This is a genomic window from Pannonibacter sp. (genome assembly GCF_051860505.1).
Classification (GTDB): Bacteria; Pseudomonadota; Alphaproteobacteria; order Rhizobiales; family Stappiaceae; genus Pannonibacter.
The window spans coordinates 247,401-263,745 of record NZ_JBHYDX010000001.1 but is presented as its reverse complement, the minus strand read 5'-3'; the positions used below and the strand labels follow the sequence as shown (position 1 = coordinate 263,745).

Genomic DNA, 16,345 nt, shown 5'->3' with positions numbered 1-16,345 from the left:
GAGCCAGATTATCAGATTTCTCCGAATGTGTGATTGTCGTTTCAGCAAAACCAGACAAATCCGGAGCCACGCAAATGATGCACACAGGCGACCACCATGAACGCCGCGCCCGCACGGAGCGCGCCCTTGCCATTCACGCAGCCTGGCAAGGTCTGCGGCACCTGCTGCGCTTGCGCAGACCGCAGCTGCAGATCCGCGACACGTCTGATCGACTGCGATTCAACGCTGGATGCGCGTCGACAGGATGATGGACGACAGGGTCCGCTCAACCCCCTCGAGAGCGCCGATGTGATCGATCAGGTGATCGAGTTCGGCAATGGAAGCGGCAGCGACGATGGCGATCAGATCATAGGTGCCGCTGACCGAGTGCAGCGTGCGGACCTCGGCAATGCCGTTGAGTTCCGCCGTCACGCGCGGCAGGGACTTCGGTGCCAAAGTGATCAGCACATGCGCCTTGACGAAGCCGCCGCGATACTCGTCCGACAGGCGCACGCCATAGCCGGTGATGATGCCTTCCCGCTCCAGCCGCTCCAGCCGGGCCTGCACCGTGGTGCGGGACAGGCCGAGGCGGCGGGCGAGCGTCGCCGTAGGCATGCGGGCATTCTGGCCGAGGAGGTCGAGAAGCGCGCGGTCGGCGTCGGTGATCGTCACAGTGCTCATGTGGCTCATCATATTGCCCGAAAGTGATCGGCATTATGCCCGTTTCAACGCTATGAATCGACCAGTGTTTCGCACATCCTGACAGGAAATGATCCTGGAGGGGACAGCATGAAGCCTGTAGTCGTTGTCGGAGCTGGCAAGATCGGCTCAACCATCACCCGCATTCTGGCTGCAACCGGCGACTACCATGTCACGGTCGTGGACAGGTCCGCTGCCGAACTGGCGGGCATTGACGCGCACAAGGCGGTGACCACCGTTGCGCTGGACATTGCCGATGGGGCGGCTCTTGCAAAAGTGCTTGCCGGCCAGTTCGCCGTCCTGTCCGCCGCCCCGTTCCACCTCACGGTGACCATTGCTGAAGCTGCTGCAGCCGCGGGCGTGCATTATCTGGACCTGACAGAGGATGTTGACTCGACCCGGCAAGTGAAAGAGATCGCGGCCAAGTCTGGAAGCGCCTTCATTCCCCAGTGCGGGCTTGCACCGGGGTTCATCTCCATCGTGGCGCATGATCTGGCCAAGCGCTTCGACGGACTGGAAGCTGTGCGGATGCGGGTCGGCGCCCTGCCGCAATATCCCTCCAACGCGCTGAACTACAACCTGACCTGGAGCACGGACGGGGTCATCAACGAATATATCGAACCCTGCGAGGCCATCGTCGAAGGCAACCTGATCGAGGTGCCGGCACTGGAGGAGCGCGAGGAATTCGCCCTCGACGGCGTCGCCTACGAGGCCTTCAACACCTCCGGCGGCCTCGGCACCCTGTGTGAAACGCTGAAGGGCAAGGTGCGGACGCTCAACTACAAGACCATTCGCTATCCCGGCCATGCGGCAATCATGAAGGCGCTGCTCAATGACCTTGGCCTCCGACACCGCCGCGAGGTGCTGAAGGACATTTTCGAAAACGCCCTGCCGACGACGACGCAGGACGTGGTGATCGTCTTCGTCACCGTTAGCGGTCGCCAGAATGGCCGGCTGGTGCAGGAAACCTACGCAAACAAGATCTACAGCGGCGTGGTGGCCGGCAAGCTGCTCAGCGCCATCCAGATCACCACTGCCAGCGGCATCTGCGCCGTGCTCGACATGCTGACCAACGGCTTGCTGCCCTGCTCCGGCTTCATCCGGCAGGAGGATATCCCGCTGGAGCGCTTCCTCGCCAACCGCTTCGGCAGCGCCTATGCGCAGAGCGAAGCCGGGCATCGCAAGGCTGGGTGAAACAGCGGGTTTTCAGCGCATCCAAACTTTGGGCGCCATGGAGCCTGGTCGTCGGTCATTTCAGTACTGCACTTGTGGCGTCCCCCCTCACCTCTCCCCCCCCCACCCCTTACCCCTCCCCACGAGGGGGAGGGGGGCGGAGAGGTTGAGCCGTGGGGCTCTGGAACTGGAGCTGCAGCATCCAAGTCGCTCGCGACAAGGGAACGGCGCCACAGCTCCCCTCCCCCTGGTGGGGAGGGGGAAGGGGTGGGGGGAGACCAAAGCCGGACGGGTCGAAAACGGCGAGATGTTCAAACGAAGGCCTTCACTCCCCAGCCTTCTGCCCCCTCACCACGACACCCAGCTTGTCGGCCTCGCGGGCGGCGCGCAGGCGTTCTTCGGCTTCGTCGGCCTCGCGCTGGCGGTTCCACATGGAGTGGTAGAGGCCGTTCATGGCGAGGAGTTCGGCGTGGGTGCCGCGTTCGACGATGCGGCCGGCTTCCAGCACCAGGATCTGGTCGGCGTTGACGACCGTCGACAGGCGGTGGGCGATGACCAGCGTGGTGCGGTTCTGCGACACCTGGTCGAGCGCGGTCTGGATCTCGCGTTCTGTGTGGGTGTCGAGGGCGGAGGTGGCCTCGTCGAGGATCAGGATCGGCGGGGCCTTGAGGATGGTGCGGGCGATGGCGACGCGCTGCTTCTCGCCGCCAGAAAGCTTGAGGCCGCGCTCTCCCACCTCGCTGTCGAAGCCCTTCGGCAGCGTCTCGATGAAGGGCGCGATCTGGGCCATGCGGGCGGCTTCCTGCACGTCCGCGAGGCTGGCGCCGGGGCGGCCATAGCGGATGTTGTAGGCGATGGTGTCGTTGAAGAGCACCGTGTCCTGCGGCACCATGCCGATGGCCGAGCGCAGGCTTTCCTGCGTGATGTCGCGGATGTCCTGGCCGTCGATGGTGATGCGGCCGCCGGTGACGTCATAGAAGCGGAACAGGAGGCGCGACAGGGTTGACTTGCCCGCGCCGGAGGGACCGACGACGGCCACGGTGTGGCCCGCCGGCACGTCGAAGGTGAGGCCTTTCAGGATCTGGCGGTCCGGATCGTAATGGAAGGTGACATCCTCGAAGCGGATCGCGCCGGAGGACACGGCCAATGCCTTGGCACCTGGCTTGTCCTCGATCTCGGCTGGCACGGCGAGGACGGAAAACATGGATTCGATGTCGGCCAGGCCCTGGCGGATTTCGCGGTAGATGAAGCCGACGAAATTGAGCGGAATGGCGATCTGCATCAGCAGCGCGTTGATCAGGACGAAGTCGCCGATGGTCTGGGTGCCATTGAGGACGGCCATGGCGGAGAGCGCCATGCAGGCGGCGGTGCCGAGGCCGAGGATGGCCGACTGGCCGAAGTTGAGCCAGGCGAGCGAGGTCCAGGTGCGCACGGCGGCCTTTTCATAACCAGCCATGGAGACGTCGAAGCGAGCGGCCTCCATTTTCTCGTTGCCGAAATACTTGACCGTCTCGTAGTTCAGCAGGCTGTCGACCGCCTTGGAATTGGCATCCGTGTCGCTGTCGTTCATCTCGCGGCGGATGGCGATGCGCCAGTTCGACGTTTTCACCGTGAACCAGACATAGGCAACGATCATCACCGCGACGATGACGACGTAGAAGAAGCCGAACTGCCACCAGATCAGCCCCGCCATGATGGCGAATTCCAAGAGGGTCGGGACGCCGTTCAGGATGGTGAAGCGAACGATGGCCTCGATGCCCTTCACGCCGCGCTCGATGACGCGGCTGAGACCGCCGGTGCGGCGGGAAAGATGGAAGCGCAGCGACAGGCGGTGCAAATGGGCGAAGGTGATGTTGCCAAGCTCGCGCACGGCGTGCTGGCCGACCTGGGCGAACAGCGCATCGCGCAGCTGGTTGAAGGCGACCGCCAGCACGCGGGCGGCGTTGTAGGCCAGCACCAGCATCACGGGGGCAACGAGGAAGGCCGGCAGGCCCGCTGTCTCGCCGGTGAGCGCATCAGACGCCCAGGCGAAGAAATAGGGCGAGAACACCGTGACGATCTTGGCGACAACCAGGATCAGCAGTGCCCAGACGACGCGCATCTTCAGGTCAGGCCGGTCGGATGGCCAGATGTAGGGCCACAGGGCAACGAGCGTTGCGCCGGTGGAGCCTTCGTCGGCGCTGACCTTTACGGCCGGCGCGGCGGATTTCGGGGTCTTGCTGGTCATGTCGGGTCTCTGGTGCCGGCTTGGCCGGTCGGTTCAGTCTTTTTCGGATGCGGATGCGGACGCGCCGGCAAGGGAGGCAAGGCGGGCGAGCAGCGCGGCGGCGGCGGTTAGGTCGCCCGTGACGGTTGCCAAGTCGAGGCTGTAGCGGCAGGTGCGGCCGCGCGCCTCGCAGGTGATCAGTCCGGTTTCCTTGAGCACCTGCAGATGCTGCGACACGGTGGACTGGGCCAGCGGCAGGCAGTCGACGATGTCACCGCAGCATGCGTCAGGACGGCGGGCCAGTTCCTCCAGGATGCCGAGGCGCGCCGGATGGCTGAGGGCGCGAAACAGTTCGGCCAGCCGCTGGACCTCAGGATCCTTCGCGCGGCAGCAGCCGGTGGTGCTTTCAGGGTCGGACATGTCGAGGGCCGCGTTAAATTCATCGTATAAATACGATGATTTTGCCGACTTGCCAAGGAGGCAAATAATTCAAGACGGGAAGTGAGGTCTGGCAGCTCCCCTCCCCCTCGTGGGGGCCGAAGGCGGAGCGAGACCGTCGGCTCGATCCAGGTCGGGTTTGGGGGTGGGGGGAGCGGTCTAAAATCCGATTCTGCGTTTCTGACCAAGCGCGTTTCGGACGGGTTGGGATCCAATTGGCTGCCGTGCCCCCCACCCCTTACCCCTCCCCACCAGGGGGAGGGGGGCTTCGAGGCTGCGGCTCTTGCCACCATGGGTAAAAGCTTTGCGGCCCTCTCCCCTCACCCGGCCCGCGATTGCCGCCAGCGGCGCAGGGAATCGAGGCTGACGAGGGCGAGGGCAAACCAGATCATCGAGAAGGTGCCAAGCTGCGCCATTTGCAAAGGCTCGCCCCAGATAAACACCGCCTGCAGGAAATGCATCGACGGGGCGATGTACTGGATGAGGCCGATGAGCACCATCGACAGGCGGCGGGCGGCGCCAGAGAACAGGATCAGCGGCACGGCGGTGATAATGCCGGTGCCGGCCAGCGCCAGCATCTGGCCGGTGCTGGCAAAATAGCCCGGATCGAGGCTCTCGGGCGCGTAGAAAATCACATAGCCGAGCGCGAAGGGCATCAGGAGAATGATCTCGACAAAGAGACCGGCCGCCGCGCCCACCGGCGTAATCTTGCGGATATAGCCATAGAAGGCAAAGCTGACCGCCAGCGAGATCGCCACCCAGGGCAGACCGCCGGAGAACACCGTTTTCAGGATCACCGCAAGGGTGGCGATGGCAACGGCCAGCGCCTGCACCGGCGTGAGTTTCTCTCGCAGGATGACAAGGCCGAGCAGGATCGAGACCAGCGGATTGATGAAGTAGCCGAGGCTGACGTCGAGCACCTTGGCCTCACCAATGGCCCAGACGAAGATCAGCCAGTTGGCGGCAATCAGCACCGCAGAAGCAAACAGCAGTCCGACGAGCCGCGGCGTCTTGAGGATGCCGATGATTTCCGGGATGCGGCCCTGCAGGGCGAGATAGCCGCCGACGAAGACCGTCGACCACAGAATGCGGTGGGCGACGACGACATCCGGAGAGACGCCGTCGAGCAGCTTGAAATAGGCCGGCAGTACGCCCCACATGCCATAGGCCGCGAGGGCGAGAATGACGCCGAGACGCGTCTCGTCAGAAGCGCCGGGAGTGCCTGGAGCGCCAGTTGCGGAGGCCATGAACCTGGAACCTGTTGCCATGCCCGGCGCCGGACCCATCCCGAGGGACGAGGCCTTGGCAAGCCAAGGGCCAGGAGGTCCGCGTCAGCGGGCTTCCTCAGCCTTCAGCAGGGCGTAAGTGATGGAATCGACGAGCGCCTGGAACGAGGCGTCGACGATGTTGGACGAGACGCCGATGGTAAACCAACGGCGGTGGGTTGCAAGATCGTGGCTCTCGATCAGCACGCGGGTGACCGCGCCCGTGCCGCCGTCGAGGATACGCACCTTGTAGTCCACCAGCTCCAGTCCCTCGATGGCGGACTGGTATTTGCCGAGATCCTTGCGCAGCGCGCCGTCGAGGGCGTTGACGGGGCCGTTGCCCTCGCAGACCGACATGCGGGTCTCGCCGTCCACATCCACCTTCACCACCGCCTCCGACATGGTGACCAACTCGCCGATGGCGTTGAAGCGGCGCTCGACCATGACGCGGAAGGACTTCACGTCAAAGAAGCGCGGCACCTTGCCGAGCATGCGGCGGGCCAGCAGTTCGAAAGAGGCATCGGCGGCTTCATAGGCATAGCCCTTGGCCTCGCGTTCCTTCACCTCGACCAAGAGGGCGTCCAGCTTCGGATCAGCCTTGTCGACCTCGACGCCGAGACGGGCGAGTTCACCGAGCAGGTTGCTCTTGCCGGCCTGGTCGGAGACGAGGACCTTGCGCTTGTTGCCGATGAGTTCCGGTTCGACATGCTCGTAGGTCTTCGGATCCTTCAGCAAGGCGGAGGCGTGGATGCCGGCCTTGGTGGCGAAAGCGCTTTCGCCGACGTAAGGCGCGTGGCGGTTCGGCGCGCGGTTCAGCATCTCGTCGAAGGCGCGGGAGATGGCGGTGAGATCGCGCAGATGCGCCGGCGTCAGGGACAGCTCGACCAGATCGGTATAAGGCGCCTTCAGCATCAGCGTCGGGATCAGCGACACCAGATTGGCGTTGCCGCAGCGCTCGCCGATGCCGTTCAGCGTGCCCTGGATCTGGCGCACGCCGGCCTCGACGGCGGCGAGCGAATTGGCCACCGCCTGGCCGGTGTCGTCATGGGCGTGGATGCCCAGATGCGTGCCCGGCACGACCTCGCGCACCCTTGCGACGATTTGCTTGACCTCGCCCGGCAGCGTGCCGCCGTTGGTGTCGCACAGGACGACCCAGCGTGCGCCGGCCTCATAGGCTGTGCGGGCGCAGGCCAGCGCATAGTCCGGGTTGGCCTTGAAGCCGTCGAAGAAATGCTCGCAGTCGATCATTGCTTCGCGGCCGGCGGCCACCGCCGCCTGAACCGTGTCGCGGATGCTGTCGAGGTTTTCCTCGTTGGTGCAGCCGAGCGCCACCTCGACATGGTAATCCCAGGACTTGGCGACAAAGCAGTTGGCATCGGCCTTCGCCTCCAGCAGCAGCTGCAGGCCGGGATCGTTAGACACCGAGCGCCCTGCCCGCTTGGTCATGCCGAAGGCGGTGAAACGGGCCTTCTTGGTGCGCTTTTGCGAAAAGAACTCGGTGTCGGTCGGGTTGGCACCCGGATAGCCGCCCTCGACATAGTCGACGCCAAGACGTTCCAGCAGTTCGGCAATCGCAATCTTTTCCGCCACCGAGAAGTCAATGCCGCTGGTCTGGGCCCCGTCGCGCAGGGTGGTGTCGAACAGATAGAGTTTCTCGCGGGTCATGGCTGGATACCGGATGCTTGTTTTTTGAAGGTCAGGCGCTGGGAAGGCCGGCGAACTGGTCGGTGGCGCGGATCAGGCGATCAAGAATGCCGGGCTCGTTATAGGCGTGGCCAGCCCCCTCGATGAGGTGGAACTCGGCACGAGGCCAGCGCTTGTGCAACTCATGGGCATAGCGCGCCGGACAAGGCATGTCGTAGCGGCCATGAACGATGACGCCGGGGATGTCGGCCAGACGCCCGGCATTGGCCAAGAGCTGCCCCTCCTCGAGCCAGCCGCCATGCATGAAGAAATGGTTCTCGATGCGGGCGAAGGCATGGGCGAACTCGTCCTCGCCGAAGTGGTCGGTGTTGGCCGGGCTCGGCAGCAGCGTGATGGTCTCGCCTTCCCAAAGGCTCCAGGCCTTGGCCGCGGCAATCCGGACGGCCTTGTCGGGGTGGGTCAGGCGGCGCTGGTAGGCGGCCATCATGTCGTGACGCTCCTCGGCCGGAATGGGCGCCTGGAAGCGCTCCCATTTCTCCGGGAACATTTCGGAGACGCCGAACTGGTAGTACCAGGCAAGCTCGGCCTTGGTCAGGGTGTAGATGCCGCGCAGGACAAGTTCGCTCACCCGCCCGGGATGGGTTTCGGCATAGGCCAGCGCCAGCGTCGAGCCCCAGGAGCCGCCGAAGACCAGCCACTGGTCAACGCCCACCATCTCGCGCAGGCGCTCGATGTCGGCGACGAGATGCCAGGTGGTGTTGGCCTCCAGCTCCGCATGGGGCGTGGAGCGGCCACAGCCGCGCTGGTCGAACAGCAGAACGTCGTAGTGATCGGGATGGAACAGGCTGCGATGGGCCGGCGAGATGCCGCCACCCGGGCCGCCATGCAGGAACACGGCCGGCTTCCTGCCTGGTGTGCCGGAACGCTCAAAGTAGATCCAATGGCCATCGCCAACGTCGAGCATGCCGGACGCATAGGGTTCGATCGCGGGGTAGAGGTCGCGCAGAACGGTCATTGATCAGTCCTTTGTGGTGGGGTCGTGCGGCGGCCAGTCGGTCGTGTCGTGGTCGGGGTGCTGGTAGGACACAATCGAGGCGAGGAAGGCTGCGGCGGCAAAGTCCTCTTGGGTCCTGCGCACGGCAATGTCCGCCATATGGTCGGTGTAGGGCAGCTTGCCTTCCACGCCATAAGCAATGACGGGCACGATGCCGGCCGGATCGTCAAAGGCAGCAATCGAGAGCGCCATGCCGTCCGGGGCCTCATAGGTCAGCGGTGTGCCGCAGGCCGAACAGAAGCCGCGCGCAACCACGTTGGAGCTCTGGAACCGGGCCGGCTCGCCCCGCGTCCAGTCCACGCTGTCCGCCTCGCGCACGGAGACGAGCGGCGCATAGAAGCCGCCGAAAGCCTTCTGGCACATGCGGCAATGGCAGATCGAGGCATGCCCGAGCTTGCCCCGCACCCTGAACCGCACCGCCCCGCACTGGCATCCGCCAGATCGTTCATCCGTCATGCTTTTGCCTCTCCCCGATCAATCTTAACGCTGTGAGCCCACAGACATCTCCGCATGGTTCAATCGCAAGTGTTAGCGCCAGCCCCCCACCCCCAACCCCTCCCCACGAGGGGGAGGGGAGCTGAAGCGCCTGCGCTTGGGACGTCAGCCAGGTAGCCCGAGGACTTCAGCCTGGGGGTAAGGCCTCTCCGCTCCCCTCCCCCTCGTGGGGAGGGGTTGGGGGTGGGGGGAACCCGGACATCAGCGCTTGACCTCCCAGGTGGTGGTGCGCTGGCCGGTGGCGGGGTCCTTGCCGTCCTTGAGCAGGACGCCCATGGCGGTGAGCTCATCGCGCAGGCGGTCCGCTTCGGCGAAGTTCTTCGCCTCGAGGAAGGCGAGACGCTCTGCGACGAGAGCCTCGATGGCCTGCTGCTCCGACTGATCGCCGCCGCGCAGCCAGGTTTCCGGCTTCTGCTGCATGAGGCCGAGGAATTGGGCCGATGCCAGGGAGATGGCTGCCGATTCCGGCTGGTAAAAGTCCCAGCCGAGCGTGCTTTCGCTCAAGACAAGGTCCCCAAGACGGGATGAAGAGAACAGTCCCTGCAGGACCTTCACCGCAGCCCCGGTGTCGAGATCATCCGCCAGAGCCGCAATCAGATCAGAGCTGACGGTGGACGGTGCAACGTCGCCAGCCTGATCGAGCATGCGGTACCAGCGGGTCAGGATGTTCTCCGCCTCCTCCAGCTTGCGGACGGAGAAGTCGATCGGCTCGCGGTAGTTTGTCATCAGCATGGCCAGGCGCAGCACTTCGCCGGGCCACTTGCGGCCGCCGAAGACTTCCGTATGCAGAAGGTCGTGGATGGTGAAGAAGTTGCCGTCGGACTTCGACATCTTGCGGCCTTCGACCTGGACGAAGCCGTTGTGCATCCAGTAGTTCGCCATCACCGAGGTGCCATGGGCGCAGCAGGACTGGGCAATCTCGTTCTCGTGGTGCGGGAAGATGAGATCGAGCCCGCCGCCGTGGATGTCGAAGACCTCGCCCAGATGCGCCTTGCTCATGACCGAGCACTCGATGTGCCAGCCGGGCCGGCCACGGCCCCAGGGGCTGTCCCAGCCGGGCTCTTCCGGCGACGACAGTTTCCAGAGCACGAAGTCGCCCGGGTTCTTCTTGTGCGCATCGACCGCGATGCGGGCGCCGGCGAGCTGGTCGTCCAGATTGCGCTTGGAGAGCTGGCCGTAGGTCGGCATGGAGCCGGTGTCGAACAGCACCTCGCCGCCCTCTTCTGTTGCCGCCACATAGGCGTGACCACGGGCGATCAGGGTCTCGATCATCGACACCATGCCGGCGATGTGCTGGGTCGCGCGGGGCTCATGGGTCGGCTCCAGGTTGCCGAGGGTCGCGACATCCTTGTGGAACTGGTCCGCTGTGGTCTTCGTCACCAGCGCGATGGCGTCGTTGAGCGGCAGCCCGGGATGATCGCGCAGGGCTCTTGCGTTGATCTTGTCGTCCACGTCCGTGATGTTGCGGACATAGGTGACGTGATCCGCGCCATAAGTCTGCCGCAGCAGCCGGAAGAGCACGTCGAAGACGATGACCGGACGGGCATTGCCGATGTGGGCGAAGTCATAGACGGTCGGACCGCAGACATACATGCGCACGTTCGCGGCATCGATGGGGGCAAAGACCTCCTTCGACCGGGTCAGCGTGTTGGTCAGACGCAGGACGGGTGCGTCCGGCTTCGCATGGGTCATGACAAATCGTCTCCTGGCCTGCTGGCCGGGACGTCCGTCTCTTGGAAAAATGACGCAAGAAGGGAACGGCCACAGCCAGCGATTGCGCTAGCTGCAGATAATGGTGATCGGAATGAGTGTCCGGTTGGCCGTGTTCATGGGCAAAACCTTTGACCGGTTTCAGGGCGGCGGTCAAGCAGAGATGCAAACCGACGTCGACCGTCATTTGCGAAACAAAAAGGGCAGAAAACTGGACTGGGGCTGCCAACACGCTAGGATTTGCCGGCCGGGAATCGCCCGGACGGCCGGGGGGCGCGACATGACAGGCACGTATCGACTTGCAAGGATCACCGGCGCGGCAATGACCGCTGCAGTATCGAGGCCTCGCTTCACCGCTTGCGGCTTCACAGCTGCGGTGCTTGCCGGGCTGATGCTGTCAGGTGCGATGCTCGTGACTGCGCCGGGGCCTGTGGCAGCGCAAACAGCAAGCACAGCAGCGACCGATCAGGGCATCGGCAACGTGATTGCCGAAGCGATCCTGGCGCGGCTTGGCACGGTCTCCGATCCTGCCATCGCGGCCTATTACGCCGCGCGCGGCGGGCAACCGCTGTGGGTGTTGTCGGACGGAGCGGAGGCAGGACTTTCGGAAAACGGGCATCTCACCATCGCCGCCTTTGCCGCAGCCAATGACCATGCGCTGAACCCGGACAATTATGCCCCGATTGATCTCGCCCGGCGGGCCGATGCAGCCGCGACGGCCGAGGACTTTGCCACGCTCGACCTAGACCTGACGCGCAACTATGTGCGCTATGGCACGCATCTGGCCTCCGGCCGGGTGCAGCCGAATGTGGTGAGCAAGGCGCTCAATATCTTCCCCGAGATCCCGGACCCGGCTGATCTCCTCAACGCGATCAGCCAGTCGCCGGACTTCGGTGCCTATCTCGAGGGGCTGGCGCCGCAGTCGCCCTCCTACGCGCGGCTGAAGCAGCGTCTGGCCGAGTACCGGGACAAGGCGACACGGGGCGGCTTCACCCATGTGCCGGCGGGTGCGACGCTGAAGCCCGGCATGACAGACCCGCGTCTTGACGCCCTGCGCAAACGGATGGCCGAGGAGGACTATCTCACGGCTGCCGCGCATACGGGCGACATCTATGACGGGGCGCTGGTGGAGGCGGTGAAGCAGTTTCAGGACTATCACGGCCTGACCGTCGATGGCGTGATCGGGCCGGGGACACTGGCCGAGATCAATACCTCGATCACGCAGCGGCTGATCCAGATGGAGCTGAACATGGAGCGCCGGCGCTGGATGCCGGACGATCTCGGTTCGACCTATATCTTCGTCAACCTGGCCGACCAGGTGCTGAAAGTGGTGAAGGACGACAAGACGATCCACATAGCGCGGGTGGTGGTGGGCAAGCCCTATCACGCGACGCCGGTGTTCTCGCGCAACATGACCTATGTCGAGGTCAATCCGTTCTGGAACGTGCCGCAGTCCATTGCGGTGAACGAGTATCTGCCCAAGCTCATCAAGAGCCCGGCGGCGCTGTCCGGCCAGAATATCCGCGTGTTCAAGGGCGACACGGAAGTCAACCCGGCGACAGTGTCATGGGCATCGTTCAAGGGCACCGGCCTGCCCTACCAGCTCCGCCAGGATCCGGGGGACAAGAACGCGCTCGGCCGCATCAAGTTCATGTTCCCGAACTCGTTCAACATCTACATCCACGACACGCCGTCCAAGGCGTTGTTTGACCGTTCAGAGCGCTATTTCAGCCATGGCTGCATCCGGGTGTCGGATCCGTTCGCGCTGGGAGAAGTGCTGCTGTCCGCGCAAGGCTTCGACAAGGCGAAGCTGGAGAAAATCCGCGATGGCGGCGCGCGGCAGGTGATCACGTTGAAGGAACCGGTGCCAGTGCATCTGACCTATCTGACCGCCTGGATGAACAAGGACGGCTCGACGCATTTCCGCCCGGACATCTATGAGCGCGATGAAGCGCTGCTGAAGGCGCTCGCCCGTGCCATGCGGGAGAACCTTTGACCGGAACGCCGGCAACGGCGGCCTAACGACCGTTTACGAAGCTGAACGGCAGCTGAAAGCCGGTCTCAGCATGGGTTCAGCCCCACGCTGCCAGTGTAGCGCCATCAGGTCGTCATTGACCGGGCGCAGCCCGGCAGGCAGCGGAGCTTCCCATGGTATCGCGTATCGTCTCCCTCACCTTCGTTCTGTCGGTCCTGCTGTTTCCGCTGATGGGCATGGCAGCCCTCGTCGCCGGCCCGGCCGTGCCGCAGGCCGTTTCGGCTCAGAAAAGCATGTGCCTGACCTCGGGCCTTGGGTGCGGTGCCGGTCACATGCTGCTTCCGGCCCTGTCGCGGCATTGAGCGGGGGCAGGATCGCACCGGCCTGACGTGACCGGTGAAGCTTTCCGGCTCAGGAGATTGATTTGCCGCGCGCAAAGCCTGTCACAATCTGGTATGGATTGCGATGCAACCGGAAACCTGCTACTTTCAAGATCATGAAACCAGAAGCACTCGAGGCCAAGGCCGAAATGGCTGCCCAGTTCCTGAAGATGATTGCCTCGGCGCCGCGGCTGCTGCTGCTGTGCCAGATGGCGGAAAAGGAATGCAGCGTCGGTGAACTGGCCGAAAAGACCGGCATGCGCATGCCGACCGTTTCGCAGCAGCTCAGCCTGCTCAGGGCTCAGGGCCTTGTCGTGACCCGCCGCGACGGCACGACCATCTATTATCGCCTCGCCAGCGAGGCTGCACGCGAAGTCATGGGCGTGCTGTTCAAGCATTTCTGCGCTGTCGACGCCAAGGGTCTGCCGGTATTAGCCGGCGTGGATGAGACCGAGACGGCCTGAGGGCGGAGACCCTGTTTAGACACCCGAAATGCACCGTCGTGTTCGGCTGAGACGCAGCCGCAACCTTTCCCGTCGCCAGTTACTCCGCGCCGTCCAGGCCTTGTGCCGGGACCAGTGCCGGGGTGCCGAGCTGGTATTTGATCGATCACCAGAGACAGCGGAACGGGTCCCGGCACAAGGCCGGGACGGCGCGGGACGTGTGGCAAGGCCATGCGCCTCGCTCGTGGAAGCCCTGATGCTCAGTCAGTGGCAAAAGCACCGCAACGCGGGGCCGGCTGGTCGCCCCAGGGCATGATCGGAACGGTCGAGGTCGAGTTTTTCGGGCTGCCTTCGATGATCTTGTCGGAATAGACGAGATAGACCAGCACGTTGCGCTTGGCGTCGCAGCCGCGCACGATGCGCATCTTCTTGAACAGGAACGAGCGGCGCTGGCGGAACATTTCGTCGCCCTGCTCGAATTTTTCCTTGAAGGTGATCGGCCCAACCTGGCGGCAGGCGAGCGAAATGTCGGAGACTTCCTCTGCAACGCCGAGCCAGCCTTCGACCCCGCCCTTTTCCGGCACGGTGAAATGACAGGCAACGCCATCGACCACGGGATCGTCGATGGCATAAGTGGCCAACTTGTGGTCGGGGGTCAGGAACTTCCAGACGGTCGATTTCTTGAAAATGAGATCCGGTTCGTCGCTGGCAGCCAGGGCACCGCCGGAAGGCAGCGCCAGGGACACGCACAGGGCGGCGGCGGTGGCGAGAGCGGATGTGCGCAGAGACATGAGTGATCCTTCGGATGTGTCCTGAGGCCGGAGGGCGCTTCCAGCGCCGAACCAGATGTGGGCACGGACAGGGTGGACTACCAGTGCCGATGCGTCCCATGCGCAAAAATGCGTAAGGGGCCGGAATGTTCCGGCCCCTCGCCAAATGAGTTCACGGTGCAGTGGATCAGGCGGCGTTGCTGGCCGCGCCCTGATCTGCAGCCTGATCCTGCGCGCCGAGCAGGCCGAGGATCTGGCGGAAGCGATCCGCCGTCCAGACCTGGGGCAAGTCCTGCCCCCCGGCCTCGTCAAGTGCCCGGACGACGTTGAAGGGCATGCGGGCATTGTAGTGGGCGAGCTTGCCGAAACGCGGGTCCATGGCGTCACGAATGGCGGCATAGGCCTCCTTCAGGGGCATGCGCTCGTCGGCGCAGGCCTTGGCGGTGCCAAGCAGGGTATCGAGATAATCACGCGTGCGGTTCAGGGCTTCGCCGACCTGGGTCGGTCCGGCAACGGCCGGGGCACAGCCGGCAATCAGCGCATTCGCCCGGAAGGCACGCATGCGCTCCAGCGTCCGCAGCCAGTCTGCAAGATGGCCGTCGCGCGTATCGGGGCAACCGCCCGGCTCGAGCAGATCACCGCCAAACATGACGCCGCTATCGGGCACGTAGACCACGACATCGCCCATGGTGTGGCCCCGCCCCAAGTGCATGACCCGGACCTCGCGGCCCGACAGGCGCAGCGACAGGGAGGAGGCAAAGGTCAGGCTCGGGTCCACCGGCAGGCCAGTGGCATAGGTGGCGCGAAGCGGACCCTGCTGTTCGCGCTGCCGGGCGGCCTGCTCACACTCAAGGTCCTGGCGACCACGCTCCTCGATCAGGCGCCGGGTCAGGTCGGAAGAAATGACTTCGCCCGGAACAAAGGCTGAGGCGCCCAGCCGGCGGCGCGCGTGGTAGTGGGTCAGGACCACATGCTTGACCGTCTTGTCGGACAGCCGGTCCAGCGCTTCAAGCACGGGCGCAGCGTCATCCTTGTTGGCCGGGGCATCGACAAGGACAAGACAGTCTTCCGCGCGGATAACGCCGAGGGTCGGACGGCCGGGCCGGGCCAGGGCAAAGCAACCTCTGCCCACCTCTGCGATGGCGACGGATTCCGTCTCGGCGCCGCTGCTGGTCTTGCTCATGGGTATTCACCTTCTGCTTGGCGGATCCATCGCCTGCAGCGCCCTCTGGCACGGCCCCTGCCCGCGGCAGCGACCGGATCCTCTCCTCACTTCCGCACGATCCATGCGGATCGCCCCGATTCGCAAACAAATGCAGAGAAATCATGGCGCAGAGACAGTTTTATCAACAAGTTGCTGAGTTATCCGGCTTTGCGCCAGGCATAGAGCCGGGTCAAACTGATGCCCGACCTGCTGCAAAGACCGATTGCTGCAAGCGCGAAGGCGTTCAATATTATGCCCGCGTGGCCTTGAAATCACGGAGCCCGGATGTCCCCGCCGAAGTTGCCATACCCTGCCGACGAAAGCGCTGCCCTGGCGGCGGACCGCGAGCCGCTGCGGCTGGAAAGCTTCCTGCCCTATCGGCTGAGCATCCTGTCCGAAGTGGTGAGCCGCGCCCTGTCGCGGATCTATTCGGACCGGTTCGGCATTGCCATCCCGGAATGGCGGGTGGTCGCAACCATCGGCCAGTATGGCAAGGTCACGGCGCGGGATGTCGGCGCGCACAGCCACATGCACAAGACCAAGGTCAGCCGGGCGGTGGCCGCGCTTGAGGCACTTGGCTATGTCGCCCGCACGCCCAACCCCGATGACATGCGGGAGAGCTTTCTGGAACTGACCCCAAAGGGCGAGGCGATGTACCGGGAACTCGTGCCACAGGCGCGGGCCTTCTCCGATGCCCTGCTGGCGACGCTGCCCGCCGCAGCGGTGGCTGATCTCGATGAACTGTTGTCGCGGCTGCAGGAGGCAGCACGGCAACTGGGCAATCCGGATACGGCCAGGACCGACGCGTCGTCGACGCCCGATTAACCGCGTTCCCGCCCTGCGATTGCAATTGCGGGCCAGCGGTTGAATAGTGGATCCGGGATGGCGCACGACCGCCCCGACGGCTTTC

At 64.4% G+C, this 16,345-nt stretch carries 15 protein-coding genes; 5 read left to right on the top strand and 10 right to left on the bottom strand.

The window, feature by feature from the left end; translation table 11 throughout:
* Positions 1–219: 219 nt before the first annotated feature.
* Complete coding sequence (locus ACTIFE_RS01125) at positions 220–660, bottom strand: Lrp/AsnC family transcriptional regulator (RefSeq protein WP_439527318.1); 441 nt, start codon at positions 658–660, stop codon at positions 220–222.
* A gap of 108 nt (positions 661–768) precedes the next feature.
* Between ACTIFE_RS01125 and ACTIFE_RS01120 the strand changes: the two genes are divergently transcribed.
* The gene (locus ACTIFE_RS01120; protein ID WP_439527317.1) at positions 769–1,872 is read left to right on the top strand and encodes a saccharopine dehydrogenase C-terminal domain-containing protein; all 1,104 of its coding nucleotides are present in this window, start codon (positions 769–771) and stop codon (positions 1,870–1,872) included.
* Between the two features lie 304 nt (positions 1,873–2,176).
* Here ACTIFE_RS01120 and ACTIFE_RS01115 read toward each other — a convergent pair whose 3' ends face one another.
* The 7 genes from ACTIFE_RS01115 to cysS all read right to left on the bottom strand — a co-directional run bounded on the left by ACTIFE_RS01115 (position 2,177) and on the right by cysS (position 10,645).
* Positions 2,177–4,078, bottom strand: coding sequence for an ABCB family ABC transporter ATP-binding protein/permease (locus tag ACTIFE_RS01115; RefSeq protein WP_439527316.1), 1,902 nt, complete (start codon positions 4,076–4,078; stop codon positions 2,177–2,179).
* Positions 4,079–4,111: 33 nt separating this feature from the next.
* Positions 4,112–4,477: an ArsR/SmtB family transcription factor gene (locus ACTIFE_RS01110; RefSeq protein WP_439527315.1), complete on the bottom strand. Its 366-nt coding sequence runs from the start codon at positions 4,475–4,477 to the stop codon at positions 4,112–4,114.
* Between the two features lie 338 nt (positions 4,478–4,815).
* Positions 4,816–5,742, bottom strand: a complete 927-nt coding sequence (gene rarD, locus ACTIFE_RS01105; RefSeq protein WP_439527314.1) for an EamA family transporter RarD — start codon at positions 5,740–5,742, stop codon at positions 4,816–4,818.
* A gap of 84 nt (positions 5,743–5,826) precedes the next feature.
* Entirely contained in the window at positions 5,827–7,425 is a 1,599-nt protein-coding gene (gene cimA / locus ACTIFE_RS01100) for a citramalate synthase (protein ID WP_439527313.1), read from the bottom strand.
* A 31-nt stretch (positions 7,426–7,456) separates the two neighbouring features.
* Complete coding sequence (gene pip, locus ACTIFE_RS01095; protein WP_439527312.1) at positions 7,457–8,419, bottom strand: prolyl aminopeptidase; 963 nt, start codon at positions 8,417–8,419, stop codon at positions 7,457–7,459.
* 3 nt (positions 8,420–8,422) lie between these two features.
* The gene (locus ACTIFE_RS01090; RefSeq protein WP_439527311.1) at positions 8,423–8,914 is read right to left on the bottom strand and encodes a GFA family protein; all 492 of its coding nucleotides are present in this window, start codon (positions 8,912–8,914) and stop codon (positions 8,423–8,425) included.
* A gap of 240 nt (positions 8,915–9,154) precedes the next feature.
* Positions 9,155–10,645, bottom strand: coding sequence for a cysteine--tRNA ligase (cysS, locus tag ACTIFE_RS01085; RefSeq protein ID WP_439527310.1), 1,491 nt, complete (start codon positions 10,643–10,645; stop codon positions 9,155–9,157).
* A gap of 298 nt (positions 10,646–10,943) precedes the next feature.
* Between cysS and ACTIFE_RS01080 the strand changes: the two genes are divergently transcribed.
* From ACTIFE_RS01080 to ACTIFE_RS01070, 3 genes are all read left to right on the top strand, one after another.
* The gene (locus tag ACTIFE_RS01080; RefSeq protein ID WP_439527309.1) at positions 10,944–12,659 is read left to right on the top strand and encodes a L,D-transpeptidase family protein; all 1,716 of its coding nucleotides are present in this window, start codon (positions 10,944–10,946) and stop codon (positions 12,657–12,659) included.
* 152 nt (positions 12,660–12,811) lie between these two features.
* Positions 12,812–13,000: a hypothetical protein gene (locus tag ACTIFE_RS01075; RefSeq protein ID WP_106752103.1), complete on the top strand. Its 189-nt coding sequence runs from the start codon at positions 12,812–12,814 to the stop codon at positions 12,998–13,000.
* A gap of 134 nt (positions 13,001–13,134) precedes the next feature.
* On the top strand, positions 13,135–13,482 hold the full coding sequence (locus ACTIFE_RS01070; protein WP_439527308.1) for an ArsR/SmtB family transcription factor: 348 nt from the start codon (positions 13,135–13,137) through the stop codon (positions 13,480–13,482).
* A gap of 239 nt (positions 13,483–13,721) precedes the next feature.
* Here ACTIFE_RS01070 and ACTIFE_RS01065 read toward each other — a convergent pair whose 3' ends face one another.
* Positions 13,722–14,252 carry a CreA family protein gene (locus ACTIFE_RS01065; RefSeq protein WP_439527307.1) on the bottom strand — a complete coding sequence of 177 codons (531 nt, stop codon included), beginning with the start codon at positions 14,250–14,252 and terminating at the stop codon, positions 13,722–13,724.
* Between the two features lie 166 nt (positions 14,253–14,418).
* Positions 14,419–15,414 (bottom strand): MBL fold metallo-hydrolase, encoded by a 996-nt coding sequence (locus tag ACTIFE_RS01060; RefSeq protein ID WP_439527306.1) that lies wholly within the window; start codon positions 15,412–15,414, stop codon positions 14,419–14,421.
* Between the two features lie 306 nt (positions 15,415–15,720).
* Between ACTIFE_RS01060 and ACTIFE_RS01055 the strand changes: the two genes are divergently transcribed.
* Positions 15,721–16,260, top strand: coding sequence for a MarR family winged helix-turn-helix transcriptional regulator (locus ACTIFE_RS01055; protein ID WP_439527305.1), 540 nt, complete (start codon positions 15,721–15,723; stop codon positions 16,258–16,260).
* Positions 16,261–16,345 lie beyond the last annotated feature (85 nt).

Coding starts and splice junctions, on each gene's coding strand:
- ACTIFE_RS01090 (WP_439527311.1), bottom strand. CDS start 8,914: ATGACGGATGAACGATCTGGCGGATGCCAGTGCGGGGCGGTGCGGTTC.
- ACTIFE_RS01060 (WP_439527306.1), bottom strand. CDS start 15,414: ATGAGCAAGACCAGCAGCGGCGCCGAGACGGAATCCGTCGCCATCGCA.
- cysS (WP_439527310.1), bottom strand. CDS start 10,645: ATGACCCATGCGAAGCCGGACGCACCCGTCCTGCGTCTGACCAACACG.
- pip (WP_439527312.1), bottom strand. CDS start 8,419: ATGACCGTTCTGCGCGACCTCTACCCCGCGATCGAACCCTATGCGTCC.
- ACTIFE_RS01080 (WP_439527309.1), top strand. CDS start 10,944: ATGACAGGCACGTATCGACTTGCAAGGATCACCGGCGCGGCAATGACC.
- ACTIFE_RS01110 (WP_439527315.1), bottom strand. CDS start 4,477: ATGTCCGACCCTGAAAGCACCACCGGCTGCTGCCGCGCGAAGGATCCT.
- cimA (WP_439527313.1), bottom strand. CDS start 7,425: ATGACCCGCGAGAAACTCTATCTGTTCGACACCACCCTGCGCGACGGG.
- rarD (WP_439527314.1), bottom strand. CDS start 5,742: ATGGCCTCCGCAACTGGCGCTCCAGGCACTCCCGGCGCTTCTGACGAG.
- ACTIFE_RS01055 (WP_439527305.1), top strand. CDS start 15,721: ATGTCCCCGCCGAAGTTGCCATACCCTGCCGACGAAAGCGCTGCCCTG.
- ACTIFE_RS01070 (WP_439527308.1), top strand. CDS start 13,135: ATGAAACCAGAAGCACTCGAGGCCAAGGCCGAAATGGCTGCCCAGTTC.
- ACTIFE_RS01125 (WP_439527318.1), bottom strand. CDS start 660: ATGAGCACTGTGACGATCACCGACGCCGACCGCGCGCTTCTCGACCTC.
- ACTIFE_RS01115 (WP_439527316.1), bottom strand. CDS start 4,078: ATGACCAGCAAGACCCCGAAATCCGCCGCGCCGGCCGTAAAGGTCAGC.
- ACTIFE_RS01075 (WP_106752103.1), top strand. CDS start 12,812: ATGGTATCGCGTATCGTCTCCCTCACCTTCGTTCTGTCGGTCCTGCTG.
- ACTIFE_RS01120 (WP_439527317.1), top strand. CDS start 769: ATGAAGCCTGTAGTCGTTGTCGGAGCTGGCAAGATCGGCTCAACCATC.
- ACTIFE_RS01065 (WP_439527307.1), bottom strand. CDS start 14,252: ATGTCTCTGCGCACATCCGCTCTCGCCACCGCCGCCGCCCTGTGCGTG.